The sequence below is a fragment of the uncultured Mobiluncus sp. genome, from assembly GCF_902488535.1.
In the GTDB taxonomy this organism is placed as follows: Bacteria; Actinomycetota; Actinomycetes; order Actinomycetales; family Actinomycetaceae; genus Mobiluncus.
The window spans coordinates 59428-78558 of the sequence record NZ_CABTWO010000008.1; the positions used below are offsets into that span (position 1 = coordinate 59428).

Sequence of the window (19131 nt, forward strand, 5' to 3'; positions counted from 1 at the left end):
AGTCCTAAATTAGGAGCACAACGGAAAAAATTTCCAATGACCTTGAAAGGGAAAATATAGTGGCCGAGACACAGTCGTCGAATAATTCAGCCTCCGAAGAAGTTATTGCTCAGCTTCACGCCCAATACCTCGCGGATAAAAGTTCAGTTCCCCCCGAATGGCAGTCGTATTTTCAACAGATGGAAAGCCTGGGATTGCTGCCGGGAGCAACCGCTGGCACCGCCTCTGCACACACAGAAGGCGGCGAAACAGCTAAACCTGTTGAGGAATCCCGGCCTGCCGGACTTGATGCCCAACACTCTGACCGTCCTCCTCTGCCGCGTTCAGTCGTTCACGCTCCAACTTCGCCCTACGCCGCAATGGTGGCAAAGCAGCACTATGATGCGGCAAAGTCAGCCGTAAAGGGGGAGGATCGTTCAGAACGGCTGAAGGGTGTCTCAGCCGCGATCGCGAAAAATATGGACGCTTCGCTGTCAGTGCCGACGGCAACGTCTTACCGCCAGATTCCGGCGAAGGTGTTGATTGAAAACCGTACCCAGATCAATGACCACCTAAAGCGGACTCGCGGCGGCAAAGTATCCTTTACCCACTTGATTGGCTACGCCATTGTGGAAGCCTTGGTGGAAACCCCCGATGTCAACGTGCGTTATCACCTGGAAGACGGCAAGCCGTACATTGACCATTTCGCGCACGTTGGTTTTGGACTGGCGATTGACTTGCCGAAGGACGATGGCTCGCGTCTGCTGGTCACGCCCGTCGTGCACAATGCCGACACCCTGTCTTTTGAAGAATTCGTCCACGCTTACGAAGAACTCGTGAAAAAGGCTCGTGACGGCAAGCTGGGAATGGAAGATTATTCCGGCTGCACGGTGACGCTGACGAATCCGGGAACCTTGGGAACCCTCATGTCATCGCCGCGTTTGGTACAGGGCCAGGGTTGCATCATCGGGGTCGGGGCGACGAATTACCCGGCAGAGTGGGCCGGAGCCTCCGAAGAACAGCTGGCCCAAGCCGGTATCGGCAAGATTATGCATATGTCCTCCACCTATGACCATCGGGTCATTCAAGGAGCCTTGTCCGGCTCTTTCCTGGGGCTAATCGAAAAGAAACTCAAGGGTGAAGACGGATTCTACGAACGTGTCTTTGATTCCATGAAGGTGCCTTACGAACCTTTCAGCTGGGCGCGTAACAACGATTACAGCGGGGAAGGGGAGTTGTCCAAGGACGCGCGGATTGCGCGGTTTATCCATTCTTACCGTTCCCGCGGGCACTTGATTGCGGATATCGATCCTCTGGATTATCGGGTACGTCGCCACCCAGATTTGAAACTCGACGCCTATGGGCTTTCTATCTGGGATTTGGATCGGTACTTCCCGGTGGGACAACTGGGCGACAAACATAACGTCAACATGAAGCTGCGCGACATTCTGACCCAGATGCGCGATACCTACACTCGTACCGCGGGCATTGAATATATGCACATTCAAGACCCCGAACAGCGCAAGTGGATGCAACATGAGATTGAGCGCCCCTACGAACCCCCGAGCAAAGAAGTTCGTCACGCCATCATGAACCGTTTGAACGCGGCGCAGGCTTTCGAGGACTTTTTGCAAACCAAGTATGTGGGCCAAAAGCGCTTCAGCTTGGAGGGCGGTGAATCGCTGATTCCTTTGATGCTGCGGATTATGGACGATGCCGCCCACGACGGCTTGGCCGGGGTGACCATCGGGATGGCGCACCGTGGTCGGCTGAATATGCTGGTGAATGTGGCCGGCAAAACCAACAACCAGATTTTCGCCGAATTTGAAGGCAACATGAATCCTGGTTCAGTTCAGGGCTCCGGGGACGTGAAGTATCACTTGGGCACCGAGTCGATCTACGAGTCTTACGAAGGCAAGACCACCAGCGTCTATATCGCAGCTAACCCCTCCCACTTGGAGGCCGTGAACCCCGTGGTCGAAGGCATTGTCCGGGCGCAACAGGATAAAGTCGGTATCGAGGGCGACTACGGTTACCTGCCCGTGCTGATTCACGGCGATGCGGCTTTCATCGGTCAAGGGGTTGTCTATGAGACGCTGAACATGAGCCAACTCAAGGCCTACACTACCGGCGGGACGGTGCACATCATCGTGAATAACCAGATTGGTTTCACGACTTCCCCGACCAATGCCCGTTCCACGAACTACTGCACTGACTTGGCTAAGGGCTTGCAGGTGCCGATTTTCCACGTGAACGCCGACGATCCTGAGATGGTCACGCGGGTGGCTGGTCTGGCCTACCGCTTCCAGCAAAAGTTCCACAAGGACGTCATCATCGACCTGATTTGCTACCGTCGCCGCGGACACAACGAAGGCGACGATCCGTCGATGACTCAGCCGGTGATGTACCACCTGATTGATTCCCATCCGACCACCCGCACGGTTTACATGAATAACCTGATTGGTCGTGGCGATCTCTCGGATGAGGAAGCGAAAGCGGAAGTGGAGGATTACCACCAGAAACTCGAAAAGATTTTTGAGGAAACCAAGGAAAAGGGCTACACCCCGTCGCGTCAGGGCGAACAGGGCGGTAACGACTGGGATTGGACCTTGCCCGCTGCTCAGACGGACGAGTCTGACGACATGATTGCTTGGACCTCAGCCATTTCGCGGGATGTGGTGGAAACTATCGGCGACGCGCACGTGGATTACCCCGAAGGCTTCACCATGCACCCCAAGGTTCAAAAGCTCTACGAAAAGCGTCAGCAGATGTCTCGCGAAGGCAACATCGATTGGGGATTCGGCGAGCTGTTGGCGTTCGGGTCGATTCTGATGGAGGGCGTTCCCATCCGGATGTCCGGTGAAGATGCTCGCCGGGCGACTTTCGTGCAGCGTCATGCGGTTGCTCACGATTTTAAGACTGGTGAGGAATGGACCCCGCTGGAATTCTTAAGCGACAGACAGGGCAAGTTCATGATTTACGACTCGTCCCTGTCCGAGTACGCGCCGATGGGATTCGAGTACGGCTATTCGGTGGAACGCCCGGAAGCTCTCACTATCTGGGAGGCGCAGTTCGGCGACTTCTCGTTTGGCGGCCAGACCATGATTGACGAGTTCATCTGTTCGGCTCAACAGAAGTGGCATCAGCACTCCTCTCTGGTGCTGTTGCTGCCCCATGGTTTTGAGGGTCAAGGACCTGACCACTCCTCGGCGCGTATCGAACGCTGGCTGAGTCTGGCTGCCCAGGACAATATGTGGATTGTCCAGCCCTCCACTCCGTCTAACCACTTCCATATGTTGCGTCAGCAGGCCTATCGTCGGCCGCGAACCCCGCTGATTGTCTTTACCCCCAAGCAGTTGCTGCGTTTGAAAGCGGCGGTGTCTTCGGTCGAAGATTTCACCTCTGGTCAGTTCCAACGGGTCATCGGAGACCAAGGCAATCTGGATCCCAACGCGGTGACTCGCGTGCTACTCTGCACCGGCCGACTGTATTACGACTTGGCGGCTGAACGTGCCAAGACCGGGGACAAAACCACCGCAATCGTGCGTTTGGAACAGTACTACCCGCTGCACGAGGACCTGAAGCCGATTTTGGCACAGTACCCCAACGCTGAACTGGTGTGGGCACAGGACGAGCCGGAGAATCAGGGGGTCTGGTCCTTCCTGAAGATGCACCAGGATGCCTTCATCGGCGACCGTCCGATTCGTGTGGTGTCCCGCCCGGCGATGGCCGCTCCCTCCACCGGCTTGGCTTCCGTACACAAGAAGCAGGCTGCTGACCTGGTGTCGCGCGCTTTCGCCCGCTAAGGGCAAAGATAGTTTTCCCCGGAAGATTGGTTTCTTCCGGGGAAAACTGCGTTTTAGGTTTGGATAAAAACACTGCGGGTGCGGGAAGTTTTCACTATCCCGCACCCGCCGTTCAAGCTTTAAGCATTGGGGCGTTTGCCGTGATTAGCGGCACTCTTGGACCGCGCCCGACGCTTGCGACCGCGTTTCGACATAACAGCCTCCTTCTCAGGTTTGTAATCAACCTGCCTATTTTCACACATTCCCAGCCTTCCCGCAAACCCGCGGCGTGCCTGTCGGCCGGGAGGCACAGCGCGGCTAACAGAGTTTACGAATCTCAATCATGATGCGTTCCCGCAGCTCAACCGGGGCTTCACAGTGGCAGGATTGCCGCAGCAACGTGATGTAGCGTTCCACCCGCAGGGATTCCTCGTGGCAATTCGGACAGTGGCGCAAATGCTCATGGAAACGTTGTGCCGTGGGCAAGTCCATCTCCCCGTTCATGATTTCGCGCATATTCTGCGTCACGGTATCGCAGTCACAGTCGAATTCAGACACGGTGGGCATCTGTGGATTAAGGTTTTCCTCACTCATACCAACACCTCAGCTTCCAGACGTTCTTTCAGCATTTTTCGCAGCCTTGCTCGGCCGCGGTGCAGACGAGACATGACCGTCCCTGAGGGAATATCGAGGATTTTCGCAATTTCTTTGTAAGCCAGACCTTCCACGTCAGCCAGGTACACCGCTTCGCGGTATTCATCGGGTAGGGCATCCAAGGCGTCGAGAATGTCTTGGGTCCCCAGACGATCCAAAGCCAGAGACTCCGCCGAATGAGCTTCTCGGTTTGAGTCGTCCTGAGCGAGTTGGTAATCCGTCAGCTCAGCCATAGTTTCGGTGCGGGGACGACGCTGATCCTTGCGATAAGAATTGATGAAAGTGTTAGTCATGATGCGATAGAGCCACGCCAACAGGTTCGTTCCCTCCTGAAAAGAATCAAAACTTTTAAAAGCTTTCAGGAAGGTTTCTTGGACTAGGTCCTCGGCATCGTGCGGGTTCCTGGTCAAACGCAAGGCGCCGGAATAGAGCTGATTCAAAAACGGCATGACTTCTGTTTCAAAACGCTGTTCTGATTCGGAAGGCGTCCTGGGGGATACGGAATTTACTGTTTCGCTCATCGCTGCCCAGTCTAGACCTGTGCAGGGCGTGGGTGGGAGAGATTGCGCCCGGTTTGTCGCGCCGCGGGCGCGAGTGGGCTTGGCGAGAGGTTGTTTCAAAGTTTGTCTCACACCTGTTATAACCGTAGTGGGTGGTTTTTATTCCACCGCCTAAAAACGTTTCAAAAAGGTGCGAACTGGTCTAAAAAATGGGGACAATAGTGTTATGAGGACTTTACTGCGTTTTATTTCACGTCCGCTGCTGGCTGCGGTATTCATTCATGACGGCCTCGACGCTTTGCGTAACCCCGCAGACCACGTGGAACGTTTCCGAAAGATGGAGCCGACCCTAGAAAAAATCGGGCTGCCGCCCATGCTGACTTCGGATGCGAAGTTGCTGTCGCGCCTGGCTGGAGCCGCTACGGCGGTGACCGCGATGGGTCTGGCCCTGGGGAAGTACCCCCGGATTTGCGCCCTCATTTTGGCGGTGGTAAACTTTCCCATCAGCGTGGTAAACAATCCGGTTTGGGCAGCGAATTCCTCAGAGGAACGCAAAGAATACACCCGCGGCTTGGTAGCTGGGGGTTCGCTGGCGGGAGGCTTGGGCATGGTCCTAGCCGATGGCAACGGCCAGCCTTCTCTGCGGGTCCGCCGCGAAATCGTCCGTGCCGCCGCAGCTGGCAAATAAGTACGGTGGTTAAACTGCAAGACATACCGCGATTATCTTTTCTTCTGTTCCCCACCCCGGTTCTCCGGTTTCAGTCCGGTCGTCCCGCTTTAGTTTCAGATGAGGGCGCACAAGGGCGGTGGGTTGGTTGAGTCCTGTCGTGGCTGACTGGCTGTTGGTGGCGGTGGGGCTGATTTTGACTTTGGTCACAGCTTTTTTTGTAGCCACTGAGTTTGCCTTCCTAGCTGTCGACCCCGCCAGAGTTGCGGGGCGCGCGGCTAACGGCGACAAGCGGGCCGCCCTTGTGAAGGACTCTATTTCTAATCTGTCTACCCAGTTTTCGGGTACTCAGGTGGGCATTACCCTGTCCACAATTATGGTGGGTTACACCACCCAAACAGCCATCGCGAACCTGGTGACACGCGGTTTGGGACACACCGGGATGGCTCTGGCCGCAGCCACGGCACTGGGTGCGGTGGTCGCCCTGGTCATCACGAATCTGTATTCCATGGTCTTTGGCGAGCTCATTCCCAAGAACCTGGCGCTGGCGGATCCCATGAAAGCGGCCGCTTTTGTGGTGCGTCCGCAGCGGGCGTTCACCTTTATTTTCAAGCCTCTCATTGTGGTGCTGAAGGCTTCGGCGAACTTCGTGCTGGACCGGATGGGTGTGGAGGTTGTGGAAGAACTGTCCGGGGCTCATTCCGCCCAGGAGCTCGTAGCGATGGTGCGCCAAAGCGCGGAAGAAGGGTTGCTGGATTTATCGACCGCTTCCCTGTTTACCCGTTCGGTACATATTTCCGGGTTAGCGGCGAAAGACGTGATGACCGACCGCGGGCGGGTACACTTTTTGACTCAGAATGACACCGCGGATGACCTCATCGCGAAAGCGCGGGAAACCGGACATTCTCGTTTCCCGGTGATTGGACCGGACGGATTGGACGACATCCTGGGATTCGCTAACCTGCGCCGGGCCGTATCCGTTCCTTATGAACGCCGCGGTGAAGTTGTGGTGACTTCATCATCGCTGATGTATGAAGTCCCCAGGGTTCCCGAAACGATGGGACTGGCGGATTTGATGGTGCTGCTGCGCGATGCCGGCAGTCAAACAGCGGTAGTGGTTGACGAGTACGGGGGCACTTCGGGCATTGTGACTTTGGAGGACGCGGTCGAAGAAATCGTGGGTGAGGTCGCGGATGAACACGATCAGCACGCCGCCGGGATTAATCATCCGTTGGAAGGTGAGTGGCTGGTTCCGGGGTTGATACGTCCTGATGAACTGTTGATTCAAACCAAAGTGGAACTGCCCGATGAAGGCCCCTACGAAACTTTGGGGGGCTTGATTATGAACGAACTGGGACATATCCCCTCGCAGGGCGAGACAGTCCTGGTCAACGGATACCTTTTGCGTGTCGAACAGATGGACGGTCGGCGCATCGACCGGGTTCGCATCACCCGCAATCCTGTTCCTGGCAGGCAGCTGACTTCCCCGGAGGTGACGCATGAGTGATTGGGTTGCCTTAGTTTTAATGGTGGTACTCCTGGCCATCAATGCTTTCTTTGTCGGGGCAGAATTCTCGTTTACAGCTTCGCGCAAAGCTGAGATTGAACCCCTGGTGAAAGCGGGTAAACGGGGAGCAGCGTCCGCAATGATTGCGGTAGAAAATGTTTCCGAGATGCTCGCCGTTTGTCAGTTGGGAATTACGTTGGCGTCTACCGGATTGGGAGTGGTGGCGGAACCGGCTATCGCGCATCTGTTGCTGCCGGTGGCGCTAGGGCTGGGACTGCCTGCCGTCAGTGCCCATTCCCTAGCCATTATTCTCGCTTTGCTGATTGTTCTGTACCTGCACGTGGTGGCCGGTGAGATGATCCCGAAATATACCTCAGTTTCGGCCCACACTCGGCTCATTTTGATTTACTCACCCCCGATGGTGGCGATAGAAAGGTCACTGCGTCCCGTCATCGGCGCCATGAATCGCTTTGCGAACTCGGTGGTGAGGTTGTTTGGCATGGAACCGCAACATGAAGTTGGGGTAAGTTTTACAGTCGAGGAAATGTCCTCAATCGTCGAGAAATCCCGGGAGCAGGGGGTTTTGGAGGATGACCTGGGTCTGCTTTCCGGGACGCTAGAGTTTTCTGCCGAAGTGGTGTCCGGGGTAATGGTCGGTTTAGAGAACTTGGTGACGTTGCCCGCGGATATCACTCCGGTAGAGGCAGAAAAAACCGTGGCACGCACCGGGTTCTCGCGTATCCCGATTATTGATGAAACCGGGAATATTACCGGATACTTGCACATCAAAGATGTCATTGCAGTAGAGAAAGAATCGCGTGAGAAACCATTGGAACCCTGGCGGATTCGCTCATTAATCACCGTGACCCCCCAGATGGAAGTGGAGGATGCCCTGCGAGTGATGCAAAAGCAAGGCACTCACCTGGCTGGGGTGGTCAAACCAGACGGTCCCGGAACGGTTATCGGAGTAATTTTCCTGGAGGATATCCTGGAAGAACTGGTCGGTGAGGTTCGAGATTTGCTCTGAGCGGAGCAAAAACTGCGTGCGGCGAAATTTATACTAAAAATCCACGATTTTTTCAGGTAATTTTCGTAAAAAAGCGTTTAGTGATAACAAATGTTACTAAAGTGAAAATTGATACACGCATTTAATTGCGAATCGTTATCGACTTGTTATAAACTTGAGTTCGAGTTGTTATCCAGAGTCGGAAGGTAATCCGTGGTAAGCGAAAGGCCTCGCACTCGTCGGGAAGCACGCGAATTGCGCAATCGCGCCAAGACCGCGCGCATCCGTAAAGAAGCGCAAGTTTTCAATGCTCCGCGCCTAGTGTTGCTGGGCGTAGTTTCGGCTATCACCGTCGTCGCTCCGCTGTCCGGGATGGTTTCTCCAAATCTGTCGATTGCCTCTCCGAATTTTGATTTCAGCACCAATCAGACTTTGCTCTCCGTCGTGGCTAAGGCCAGCGGAGCTACCGATTATGACTCCGACTTAAACGCGGTTCCCGCCAGCTCGCGCTCCCGTGTGGTGGAAGCCTCCGCATTGGGCCAGTGCGCCGCGCAGGGCTCCGCTAACGGCGACGCTTCCGCCGCTCCGGAGGAAGAACTATTGCTGTGGCCACTGCTGTCGGGAAGCTACACGTTTACTTCCCCGTGGGGGATGCGAGTCAATCCGGTGACAGGGACTCGATTGATGCACGAGGGCGTTGATCTTTCCGCCCCTACCGGTACGAATATCCATGCGGTAGCTGACGGAGTTGTGACGGAAGCGGGAATGCAGGGTTCCACTGGCATTATTACCGTCAAGCATGTTTGGGATGGCGAAGTGTTCTATTCTCGTTACCTGCATATGTATAGCAATGGAATTTATGTGCATGAGGGCGAAAAGGTGAAAGCCGGAGATGTTATCGCTGGCGTGGGCTCGACCGGTCGTTCTACCGGACCGCACTTGCACTTTGAAATTCGCAATCCTGACAAGGAATCCGTCGAGCCTATGGGCTGGATGAAACGTCATAACGCCAGGTTCATCAATCAGATTTGCTCCTAGATTTATAGCCTGATTTTGCGGCCCGCTCCTATTTTTCCCGTCTCGCGCCATCGGCCAGTATTGTTGGCTCATCGCGGAGCGGCAGTGTCCGCCAGCGCGGCTCTGGGGTGCCCGGTTCCGGAGAATTCACGAGTTGCCTTTGACTGGGCTGTTTCTTGCCGAGCGGTTGCCGGGTTGGAAACTGATATTCACGCCACCACCGACGGGGTTCCCGTAATTAGCCACGACCCGCTGTGGCACGCGGTGGATGGGGAAATCGCTATCGCCGAAGTTTCGTGGGCTGAGCTGTGCCGACATCAACTACCTAACGGCGAACAGCCTTTGAGTCTGGAAGAATTCCTCGATCGATATCCCGAAATTTACCTAAATATCGACGCGAAAACCGATGCGGTTGTGCCGGGGGCGCTGCGCGTCTTGCAGGGACGCCGCGACTTGGGACGCCTCGCGTTAGCGTCCTTTTCCGCTCGGCGAGTCTGGCGAATGGCCCGGCACCTCGGACCGGTGTGCGGATATTTGCCAGGAGCGCGAGACATTGCGCGGCTCCTGGGGGTAGCTGCCGCCGGTTTGGTGCGGCCAATCCACCCGAAGATTCCCAGCGTAGAAATTCCCCCGGAAACTTTTTTGGCCTGGGAACAGGGAAAAGAGGCAATGTCTCAAATCGAAACCAACGCGCACCATGTCATGGTGGGATTAGCGGAAAAACGCCATGTCGAACGGCTCTACCGTTTCGGCATAGCGCCGCGCCTGCTCAGAGATTTTCACTGCGCGTTGGCGGTACCGGAAACTATCCGGGGGATAAACATCGTGACCCCGCGGTTTGTGGCGGCAGCGCACACCCTGGGCTGTCCGGTTTATGTGTGGACGGTGAATGACACCTCAACGTATCGACGCTTAGTTTCCCTTGGAATTGATGGGATTTACACGGATATTGTCAGTACATTAGCCCAAACCCGCACTAAGGATTCTTCCAGCTAAATGCCGAAAATTAGTTGAAATAACAAGGAATACTTAGCAAACTCTGAAATAAATATCAGAAAAAGCTAAGAATTCCCTTGGAGCTGACGAAGGTAACTGGTAGATTACTGATATCGACATACTTTCAAAGAGAGGTTAGGCAATGGAACAGCAGCGCTCGGCAGTTCGTTTAGCAGCCGTGGTCGCGAAGCAGCGCCAAAGCAGCGATGTGTTGCGTGGGGCTCAGGCCGTTGTCGACGAACACACTCAGTGGGTGCTGTCCCACCTTTCCCGCGGCGACCGTGACCTCATTAAGTCCGTCACCGGTGAGGTCATCGAACCCGGAGCTGATTCTGCCTCTCTGTTTGCTCTGACTTTGGCTGAATCTCGGGTCAACCAGGTTTCTGCCTCCACCACCCATTCGCAAAGCCAGCAACTCCTGATGCGCCGCCCGCAGCCGCTGAGCCAACACGACCGCATCGCCACCTTTACTTCCATGCGCGCCATGCTCGGTAACGGCTCGGTGGGCCGGGCCTTGGACACTGAAGCCTAAGTTTCCCTTCTCTTCCTCCGCGTTTCGCGTCGGGGTTTCACTGCCTAGCAGTTTCGCGTAGGGTGTAGGTATGCCTTATCTTCCCGACGAGCAGAAAACCCCTCAAAAGTCTCTGGTTGCCCTGATGGGGCCCGCTTTCGTGGCCGCTGTTGCTTACGTGGATCCGGGTAATGTCGCTGCTAATATCACAGCCGGAGCTCGCTACGGTTACGCGTTAGTGTGGGTGTTGGTGCTGGCTAACTTGATGGCCATGCTGGTGCAATATGAGAGCGCAAAACTTGGAATTGTCACCGGCCGATCCCTGCCGCAGGTCTTAGGTGACCGTTTACGCCGACCGGGGCGACTCGCCTTTTGGATTCAAGCCGAAATCGTGGCCGGCGCCACCGACCTGGCCGAAGTCATCGGCGGAGCCATAGCGCTCAACCTGTTGTTTGGAACTCCCCTACTGGTGGGCGGCTTGATAATCGGTGTGGTGTCTTTAGGGCTGCTGTTTTTACAAAATACCTCCGGTCAGATTGTGTTTGAACGGGTCATCATCGCTCTGCTCCTGGTCATCACCCTGGGTTTCGTGGGGGGACTGGTGGTCGCTCCGCCCTCCTGGCAAGCTGCTGTGGCGGGACTGCGGCCTACATTCCCTAATGCTGACTCGGTATTAGTGGCAGCTTCCATGCTCGGCGCCACCGTGATGCCACACGCGATTTACCTGCATTCTTCCCTAACGAAAGACCGTCACGGTTCGGAGCACACGGACGACCACAAGCGCAGACTCCTCCGAGCGACGAAACTGGATGTGTTCTGGGCGTTGCTGGTGGCCGGTTCGGTCAACATTGCCCTGGTACTGCTGGCTGCCGCCTCGTTGCACGGCCCCGGAACAGGACAGGAGGACACGGACACTATCGAGGGCGCTTACCACGTCATAGCCGGCGCTCTCGGCGGCGGGGTAGCTACGGTGTTCGCAGTCGGATTGCTGGCTTCGGGATTAGCCTCCACTTCGGTGGGAGCTTATGCAGGTTCAGAGATTATGGCCGGTTTGCTACACATTCGCGTTTCGCTGCTGATACGGCGCGTGGTGACCTTGATACCCGGATTGGCTATCTTGGCGATTGGTTTCGACCCCACTTGGGCGCTGGTGCTCAGCCAGGCGCTGTTGTCCCTAGGAATTCCTTTTGCGTTACTGCCGCTGATTTTCTATACGTCAAAAAAGGACGTTATGGGACCGTTTGCTGACCCCAAATGGCTGCTGGCTATCAACATCGTGGTGGCCGCCTTGATTGTGGCTTTGAATCTGGGGCTTTTGGTGCTGTTAGTGCTGGGCTTTGGGGGCTAAAATTTACCTTCTGGAAGCAAAGCGGTAAACTGTTGGAGCTGATTACAGTATGCCCCGGTAGCTCAGTGGATAGAGTGTTTGCCTCCGGAGCAAAAGGTCGTGGGTTCGAATCCCATCCGGGGCGCTGAGTCATGTGTGATGCGGCTCACTCAATGGACACGGCGTCATCTCCGATAATTTCCCCAAAAAACGAACCAATTTGAATGTGCTCTTGGCGAAACGTTAGGCTGGTGGGGTGACTCCTGAAGAATTAACTCAGCGCATAATTGCGCAGCTTGGCACCGCAGCGGCGGAAAATAATATCGTTTTGGCAGACGGCGTTTTGGACGAAAAAGTACGCGTGGAGCGTCCCAAGAACCGAGACCATGGGGATTGGGCGACGAACATCGCCTTGCAGTTGGGCAAGTCTGTAGGCAAGAACCCTCGGGAACTGGCAGAAATCTTCGCGTCCGCCATCGCCCAGATTGACGGGGTATCTTCCGCGGAAGTTGCCGGCCCGGGGTTCATCAATATCCGTCTCGAGGCCGGGGCCGCCGGTGCTTTGGTGGCTGACATCCTGGAGGCCGGTAACGAATACGGGCGCGGTGAAAGCCTCAAAGGAATTCATATCAACCTGGAGTATGTGTCGGCCAACCCGACCGGACCGCTGCACATTGGCGGCGCTCGCTGGGCCGCCGTTGGGGACTCCCTGGCTCGTCTGTACAAGTTTGGTGGGGCGAAAGTCACACGTGAGTACTACTTTAACGATCACGGTAGCCAAATCGACCGCTTTGCGGTTTCTTTGCTGGCGGCGGCTCGCGGCCAAGAAACCCCCGAAGACGGCTACGGCGGGCAATATATTGCTGACATTGCGGCCAAGGTCCAAGCCGAAGCGAAAGCTGCGGGCGACCCTGACCCGGTAACTCTGGACGATGCAGCCGCCCAAGAATACTTTCGCTCTCACGGCGTCGAAATGATGTTCGATGAGATTAAAGAATCACTGCGCGGTTTCCGTACCGAATTCGATGTGTTCTTCCACGAAAATTCCCTCTATGAAACCGGGGCAGTCACCAAGGCGCTGGATTACTTGCGTGAGCGTGGCGAGGTGGCCGAAAAAGACGGCGCGACCTGGCTGCTGACAACCAAGCATGGAGACGACAAGGACCGTGTGGTTATCAAGTCCGATGGCAACGCCTCCTACTTCGCTTCTGACGTGGCCTACTATCAGGACAAGCGCAGGCGTGGGGCGGATCGCACCGTGTTCTTATTCGGGGCTGACCACCACGGTTACGTTGGGCGCATGATGGCAATGTGCGCCGCTTATGGCGATAAGCCGGGCGAGAATATGCAGATTATCATCGGGCAGCTGGTGAACCTGTATAAGAACGGTGAACCGGTACGTATGAGCAAGCGTGCCGGAGACATCGTTACGCTGGAGGACTTCGTCGAAGCTGTAGGCGTTGATGCGGCCCGTTATGCCCTGGTGCGTTCTTCGATGGATACCCAGTTGGCGATTGACCTTGATGTGCTGGCTTCGCATACCAACGAAAATCCTGTTTACTATGTCCAATATGCGCACGCCCGCACCGCTAACGTAGCCAAGAACGCTGCTGAACACGGGGTTTCTTGCGAGGCGGGCTTTGACCCCGAGGAACTCAGCGATCCGGCGGATGCAGCGCTTATCGGCGTGCTGGCGCAATTCCCGTCGGTAGCGGCGACGGCCGCGGCTGAAAACGCCACGCACCTGGTGCCTCGCTACTTGGAGAACCTGGCGGGGGCTTACCACACCTGGTACGGCAAGCGCCGTGTCACCCCCGCTGGTGATGAACCGGTGACGGCCGAGCACGCGGCGCTGCTGGCGCTGAACAACGCAGTTGGCCAGGTTCTGCGTAACGGTTTGGACCTGTTGGGTGTGACCGCACCCGAGCGTATGTGAGCGGCACCGTTTTTCGAGAAAGCCGCGCCACGTAAGGAAGGAACTGACGGTGGATTTGGCGGCTGATGACCCGGCACGTTTACATCCTGGGGAGCCTGATTTGGAAAATTGGGCTGCCCCAGACCCGCAGACGCGCCCTGATTTGTGGCCCAGCGGGCTCAAGCGCGGCTCTCAGGGAGAAATGACTCTGCACGGGCGAGGCCTCAGCGAGCTGTTGAGTCAGGCCCCACAGGCGGCCGGCCGGGGCGGGCAAACCCCGATTTTTGTGCTGGACATGGCGGATTTTCGAGCCCGTCTCAAGGCTTTTCGTAAGGCTTTCACCGCAGCGTTTGGCGAGCATGAAGTGCAGGTACATTACGCCGGAAAAGCCTTCCTATGTGTGGAAATAGCCCGCTTGGCGGCTGGGACAGGACTCGGTTTGGATACGGCTTCAGCCGGAGAAATGGCGTTAGCGCTGGCTTCGGGTTGTAAACCGAGTTTGATTGGTTTGCACGGGAACGGAAAATCCCCCGAGCTGTTGCGCCGAGCAATCGAGGCGCGCCTGGGGCGGATTATCGTTGATTCCCCCGCCGAAGTCCGGCGGATTCAGCGCATCTTGGACGATTTGGCGCCGCAAAGCCGGGTGCCTCTGATGGTGCGGATTACCACGGGAGTTCACGCCGGCGGTCACGAATTTATTGCTACCGCCCACGAAGACCAAAAGTTCGGGCTGTCCCTCACCCCCGGGGCTCACGGCTTTGAACCGACTGACGCCGCCGATTCTTCCCGCTGCGCAGCATCCGCCTCCGATTCTCCGGCCCTGCGCGTGGTGCAGTCCATTTTGGCTGATGAGCGCCTTGAACTTAGTGGTCTGCATTCTCACATCGGCTCTCAGATAGTGAATCTTGACGGTTTTTGTGCCGCGGCTCGGAAAATTCTGGAGTTTAGGGCCCTGGTGCGGCAAACCACCGGCTATCTCATCCCGGAAATCGACCTGGGGGGCGGTTACGGCATCGCCTATACCTCTGCCGACGCCCCCGCACCCGGTGCCGCCGACTTCGCTGCCGGACTGTACCAAGTGATACAAAATACCTGCGATGAGTTAGAGCAGCCTTTCCCGCGGGTTTCGGTAGAACCGGGACGGGCTATTGCCGGCCCCAGCACCATTACTTTGTACCGAGTGGTCAATATCAAGGATCAGCCGGTGTCCCAGTGTCAGGATGGCAGCCTCGTCTATCGTCGCTACGTGTCGATAGACGGCGGAATGAGCGACAACATCCGTCCCGCTCTGTACGGCGCCAACTATACGATTGCTTTGGCTAACCGCCTTTCAACAGCACCTCTGGCTGCCTGCCGCGTGGTGGGTTCCCATTGTGAATCTGGTGACATTGTGGTTAAAGACGTGGCTTTGCCAACAGACTTGACCGAGGGCGACCTGTTGGCGGTGCCCGCCACAGGTGCCTATGGGTGGGCCATGAGCTCGAACTATAACTGGTTTACGCGCCCGGGAGTGCTGGGGGTGGAGCAAGACAATACTGGAACGGTCATTACAAAATGGCTTTTAGAGCCGGAAACTGTGGATGCAATGCTGGCTCATTTTGACCCGCAGTACCGCAAATTTTTAGACGACCGCCCTGCTGATACAGTGAACGTGTAAAGGGATACCGAAAGGGAAACAACGATGGCGCAAAAGCAAGACGTAAAAATTGGGCTGCTGGGGGCTGGCACGGTGGGGCTGCAAGTCGCGCGCATTTTGCACGACCAACAGCAGGAACTTGCGGCTCGGGCGGGTGCGAACCTGGTGCTCAGCGGGGTTGCGGTCCGCGACATTAGCAAGGCTCGGGAGGGCCTGGACCGAAATCTGTTGACCACCGATATTGACGCGGTGATTGACTCCGCCGACCTAGTCATCGAATTGATGGGAGGCCTGGAACCGGCTCGCAGTGCCATGTTGAAAGCCCTAGAAGCGGGCAAAACCGTGGTGACCGGCAACAAAGCGGTGCTAGCGCAGTACGGCCCGGACCTGTACGAGGCCGCCGCTAAAACCGACGCGAATTTGTACTTTGAAGCCGCGGTGGCAGGGGCGGTTCCCGTGGTTTATGGATTGCGGGAATCCTTGACTGGGGACCGAATCAACAAAGTTCTGGGTATCGTCAACGGCACCACCAACTACATTCTCGACCAGATGACCACCCAGGGCTGGTCTTATGAACAGGCCCTAAAAAAGGCTCAAGAGCTCGGCTATGCCGAGGCGGATCCCACGGCTGACGTAGGCGGTCACGATGCGGCAGCCAAGTGCGCTATCTTGGCCTCCCTGGCTTTCCACACCCGGGTGAACCTAGAAGATGTCCCGGTGAAAGGAATTACCGAGGTAAGCGCCTCGGACATTCGACAGGCTACAGAGTCCGGGTACGCGGTGAAACTGTTGGCTCGCGCCCAAAGGGTCACCGTCGATGGAGAGGAACAAATCGCCCTCGGCGTGGAACCGACCCTGGTGCCAAAGAGCCACCCGCTGGCGGGCATCACCGGACCCTACAACGCCATAGTTTTGGAAACCGAGTTCGCCGGCCGGCTCATGTTTTATGGGGCGGGCGCAGGCGGAGCCCCTACTGCCTCCGCGGTACTTTCTGATGTGGTGGCAGGAGCTAACCACCTGGTCTCCGGAGGGCATGCCCCTCGCGAGAGCGTGTATGCGGACCTGCCGATTTGCGACCCGGGACGGGTGGAAACCTGCCGTCAGATACGTTTGCAGGTAGCCGACCGGATTGGGATGCTGGCGGAGATTGCCAAAATCTTTGCCGCCGGGGAAGTCTCTATCGCGTCTTTGACCCAGCCACCGACCGAGACCGCACCCGACGAAGCGACGTTGGTCATTTCGACCCATCTGGCACAGAATTCTAAGCATGATGGGATTATCGCCGCTTTGGCGAAATCACCATTAGTGCATAAAATCGCCTCAGAGATGTCCATTGAGGAAGACCAATGAGAGCCTCAATTTTTTCGTGACACCGGCACAGCCGATGGCGAAAAATTGTTGAGGTTATCGAAACCGCGAATAAGGAGCAACCAAAACATGGCACAGATGTGGAGCGGTCTGCTGGAAGAATACCGGAATCGACTTCCCTTGGAACCAGGCGACCCCGTTGTGACCCTGTTTGAGGGTAATACCCCCTTGATTCGGGCGCGCCGCGTGGAAGAGCGTATCGGCGCTTTGAGTGAAAAAGCCGGCGTGGACACCACCGGTACCGAAGTTTATGTGAAGTTTGAGGGCGCTAACCCCACCGGTTCGTTTAAAGACCGGGGCATGACTATGGCCATGACGAAGGTGAAGGCGGCGGGCACTCAGATGGTCGCCTGCGCTTCCACCGGCAACACCTCCGCTTCTGCGGCTGCCTACTCGGTCGCGGCAGGGGTGGGATGCGCGGTCATTTTGCCAGCCGGAAAGATTGCTCTGGGCAAGCTGGCTCAGGCCGTGATGCACGGAGCCAAGCTCATAGCCGTGGACGGAAACTTTGACGACTGCTTGCGAATCACCCGGGAACTGACGGAAAAGTACCCGGTGGATTTGGTCAACTCGATTAACCCCTACCGCCTGCAGGGACAAAAAACCGCTGCTTTTGAAATCTGTGACGCCCTGGGTGATGCTCCGGATATTCACTGCCTGCCGGTGGGCAACGCCGGAAATATCAGCGCCTATTGGATGGGATATAACGAGTATTTTGGACGGAAAGTTGCTTCCTCAATCGAGGATTCGGCTCTGAAACTGAAGCCGCAAACCACCAAGTTGCCTCGAATGTGGGGGATTCAAGCCACCGGAGCCGCGCCTTTCGTGGCGGGACACCCCATCGAGAACCCCGAAACCATCGCTACTGCAATCCGGATTGGCAACCCCGCGTCCTGGGACTATGCCACTGCGGCACGTGACGATTCCGGTGGGTTGATTACTGCTGTCAGCGACGCAGCCATTATGCAGGCTCAGTCCATTATCGCCGCGGAAGTCGGAGTGTTTTGTGAGCCGGCCAGCGCTGCCCCGATAGCGGGTCTGTTGGCGTTGGCCGAGCAGGGCAAAGTACCTGGAGGCGTGCGGATTGCCTGTACCTTGACCGGAAATGGCTTGAAAGACACCGCTACCGCGATGGAAGCGAAAGGCAACGTGACTCCGTCCGTAATCGAACCCACCCTGCAGGCCGCAGTGCGGGAACTTGGTCTGTAACCGTACCGTCCCGCCGGGCCGGTGCTGTTACAGACTAGGCGCAAAACCACCGAACCTAAGGAATTGCCATGAATTTTGTGCGTGACGAAGTAACGGTCAGCGTGCCTGCCTCTTCGGCCAATCTGGGGCCGGGATTTGACGCTTTGGGGCTCGCCTTGGAACTGCGCGATGAAGTCAGCGTGCGGGCCACCACCGGAGCGACTCACGTCACTGTAAAAGGCGAAGGCGCCGGCAAAGTACCTGAGGATGATACCAACATGGTCGTGCAGGCTTTGCGAGCCGGGCTGGAATCTGTGGGAGCCTCCCAGATTGGGATCGAGATGCATTGCGTGAACCGGGTTCCGCACGGCCGCGGGTTGGGTTCGTCCTCCGCGGCGCTTGTTTCCGGCTTGGCCGCTGCTGGGGCTTTGCTGGAGCCGGGGGTCTTGGATATCGATTCGATCTTTCAGCTGGCGGTTCAGATGGAAGGCCACCCTGACAACGCCGCCCCGGCAGTATACGGGGGAGCCGTGGTGGGTTGGATGGAACCGAGCCAGAGTACGCCGCGGGCCTATGCGCAGCATTTTGAGGTGTCTCCACAAGTGCGGCTGACTGTGCTGATTCCCGAATTTGAACTGGCCACGTCCAAGGCGCGCGGGTTGCTGCCTGAGTCGGTTCCGCATCGGGACGCGGCTTTCAACGCCGGACGCGCCGCGCTGTTGCCCCTGGCCTTGGCGAAATACCCTGAACTGCTGTTTTTCGCCACCGAGGATCGGCTCCACCAGGAATATCGCCGTGAGGGTATGCCCCAGTCTCTGGAATTAGTAGACCGACTGCGGGCCGCGGGCGCTCCCGCCGCCATCAGCGGTGCCGGGCCCACCGTGATAGTTTTCGACCATCTGGACCCCGCCACGCGCCAGGACCTCGAACACCTTGGTTGGAAACCGCGGGAATTGCCGGTGGCTCCACAGGGAATTATCGTTAGGTAACCACTGGGAACCACCCCAGTGGCAATCCGGCCCCAGATACAAGCACCCCCGAACTTGTGAATAAGACCCTACCCCGCCAAGAAAGG

Annotated in this window: 16 protein-coding genes and 1 tRNA gene; 14 read left to right on the forward strand and 3 right to left on the reverse strand. The window is 56.8% G+C overall.

What is annotated here, in order from left to right:
* Positions 1–59 precede the first annotated feature (59 nt).
* The gene (locus RDL66_RS04205) at positions 60–3785 is read left to right on the forward strand and encodes a multifunctional oxoglutarate decarboxylase/oxoglutarate dehydrogenase thiamine pyrophosphate-binding subunit/dihydrolipoyllysine-residue succinyltransferase subunit (protein ID WP_308535410.1); all 3726 of its coding nucleotides are present in this window, start codon (positions 60–62) and stop codon (positions 3783–3785) included.
* A 119-nt stretch (positions 3786–3904) separates the two neighbouring features.
* Here RDL66_RS04205 and RDL66_RS09025 read toward each other — a convergent pair whose 3' ends face one another.
* The 3 genes from RDL66_RS09025 to RDL66_RS04215 all read right to left on the reverse strand — a co-directional run bounded on the left by RDL66_RS09025 (position 3905) and on the right by RDL66_RS04215 (position 4939).
* Complete coding sequence (locus tag RDL66_RS09025; RefSeq protein WP_370446369.1) at positions 3905–3979, reverse strand: 50S ribosomal protein bL37; 75 nt, start codon at positions 3977–3979, stop codon at positions 3905–3907.
* 103 nt (positions 3980–4082) lie between these two features.
* Positions 4083–4358, reverse strand: a complete 276-nt coding sequence (locus tag RDL66_RS04210) for a zf-HC2 domain-containing protein (RefSeq protein ID WP_308535411.1) — start codon at positions 4356–4358, stop codon at positions 4083–4085.
* Positions 4355–4939: a sigma-70 family RNA polymerase sigma factor gene (locus tag RDL66_RS04215; protein WP_308535412.1), complete on the reverse strand. Its 585-nt coding sequence runs from the start codon at positions 4937–4939 to the stop codon at positions 4355–4357. The genes RDL66_RS04210 and RDL66_RS04215 overlap by 4 nt, the downstream gene beginning before the upstream one ends.
* Positions 4940–5144: 205 nt before the next feature.
* Between RDL66_RS04215 and RDL66_RS04220 the strand changes: the two genes are divergently transcribed.
* The 13 genes from RDL66_RS04220 to thrB all read left to right on the forward strand — a co-directional run bounded on the left by RDL66_RS04220 (position 5145) and on the right by thrB (position 19045).
* A complete protein-coding gene (locus RDL66_RS04220) occupies positions 5145–5606 on the forward strand; it encodes a DoxX family membrane protein (protein WP_308535413.1) in 462 nt (153 codons plus the stop codon).
* Between the two features lie 118 nt (positions 5607–5724).
* Positions 5725–7092, forward strand: coding sequence for a hemolysin family protein (locus tag RDL66_RS04225; RefSeq protein ID WP_308535415.1), 1368 nt, complete (start codon positions 5725–5727; stop codon positions 7090–7092).
* Positions 7085–8119 carry a hemolysin family protein gene (locus RDL66_RS04230; RefSeq protein WP_308535417.1) on the forward strand — a complete coding sequence of 345 codons (1035 nt, stop codon included), beginning with the start codon at positions 7085–7087 and terminating at the stop codon, positions 8117–8119. Before RDL66_RS04225 ends, RDL66_RS04230 begins: the two co-directional genes overlap by 8 nt.
* A gap of 192 nt (positions 8120–8311) precedes the next feature.
* Entirely contained in the window at positions 8312–9136 is an 825-nt protein-coding gene (locus RDL66_RS04235; RefSeq protein WP_308535418.1) for a M23 family metallopeptidase, read from the forward strand.
* 84 nt (positions 9137–9220) lie between these two features.
* A complete protein-coding gene (locus RDL66_RS04240; protein WP_308535419.1) occupies positions 9221–10111 on the forward strand; it encodes a glycerophosphodiester phosphodiesterase family protein in 891 nt (296 codons plus the stop codon).
* 142 nt (positions 10112–10253) lie between these two features.
* Entirely contained in the window at positions 10254–10643 is a 390-nt protein-coding gene (locus RDL66_RS04245; RefSeq protein ID WP_308535420.1) for a hypothetical protein, read from the forward strand.
* 70 nt (positions 10644–10713) lie between these two features.
* On the forward strand, positions 10714–11970 hold the full coding sequence (locus RDL66_RS04250) for an Nramp family divalent metal transporter (protein ID WP_308535421.1): 1257 nt from the start codon (positions 10714–10716) through the stop codon (positions 11968–11970).
* Positions 11971–12021: 51 nt separating this feature from the next.
* Positions 12022–12094 (forward strand) — tRNA-Arg (locus RDL66_RS04255).
* Between the two features lie 111 nt (positions 12095–12205).
* Complete coding sequence (argS, locus tag RDL66_RS04260) at positions 12206–13885, forward strand: arginine--tRNA ligase (RefSeq protein ID WP_308535423.1); 1680 nt, start codon at positions 12206–12208, stop codon at positions 13883–13885.
* A 49-nt stretch (positions 13886–13934) separates the two neighbouring features.
* Positions 13935–15521, forward strand: a complete 1587-nt coding sequence (locus RDL66_RS04265) for a diaminopimelate decarboxylase (RefSeq protein WP_308535424.1) — start codon at positions 13935–13937, stop codon at positions 15519–15521.
* 24 nt (positions 15522–15545) lie between these two features.
* A complete protein-coding gene (locus RDL66_RS04270; RefSeq protein ID WP_308535426.1) occupies positions 15546–16850 on the forward strand; it encodes a homoserine dehydrogenase in 1305 nt (434 codons plus the stop codon).
* Positions 16851–16937: 87 nt separating this feature from the next.
* Complete coding sequence (thrC, locus tag RDL66_RS04275) at positions 16938–18077, forward strand: threonine synthase (RefSeq protein WP_308535428.1); 1140 nt, start codon at positions 16938–16940, stop codon at positions 18075–18077.
* 68 nt (positions 18078–18145) lie between these two features.
* A complete protein-coding gene (gene thrB / locus RDL66_RS04280) occupies positions 18146–19045 on the forward strand; it encodes a homoserine kinase (RefSeq protein ID WP_308535429.1) in 900 nt (299 codons plus the stop codon).
* The last annotated feature ends 86 nt before the right edge of the window (positions 19046–19131 follow it).

Bases quoted from the DNA above. Each gene is read 5' to 3' on its own strand.
- RDL66_RS04270 (WP_308535426.1), top strand. From the start codon at position 15,546: ATGGCGCAAAAGCAAGACGTAAAAATTGGGCTGCTGGGGGCTGGCACG.
- RDL66_RS04220 (WP_308535413.1), top strand. From the start codon at position 5,145: ATGAGGACTTTACTGCGTTTTATTTCACGTCCGCTGCTGGCTGCGGTA.
- RDL66_RS04215 (WP_308535412.1), bottom strand. From the start codon at position 4,939: ATGAGCGAAACAGTAAATTCCGTATCCCCCAGGACGCCTTCCGAATCA.
- RDL66_RS04245 (WP_308535420.1), top strand. From the start codon at position 10,254: ATGGAACAGCAGCGCTCGGCAGTTCGTTTAGCAGCCGTGGTCGCGAAG.
- RDL66_RS04250 (WP_308535421.1), top strand. From the start codon at position 10,714: ATGCCTTATCTTCCCGACGAGCAGAAAACCCCTCAAAAGTCTCTGGTT.
- RDL66_RS04210 (WP_308535411.1), bottom strand. From the start codon at position 4,358: ATGAGTGAGGAAAACCTTAATCCACAGATGCCCACCGTGTCTGAATTC.
- thrB (WP_308535429.1), top strand. From the start codon at position 18,146: ATGAATTTTGTGCGTGACGAAGTAACGGTCAGCGTGCCTGCCTCTTCG.
- thrC (WP_308535428.1), top strand. From the start codon at position 16,938: ATGGCACAGATGTGGAGCGGTCTGCTGGAAGAATACCGGAATCGACTT.
- RDL66_RS04230 (WP_308535417.1), top strand. From the start codon at position 7,085: ATGAGTGATTGGGTTGCCTTAGTTTTAATGGTGGTACTCCTGGCCATC.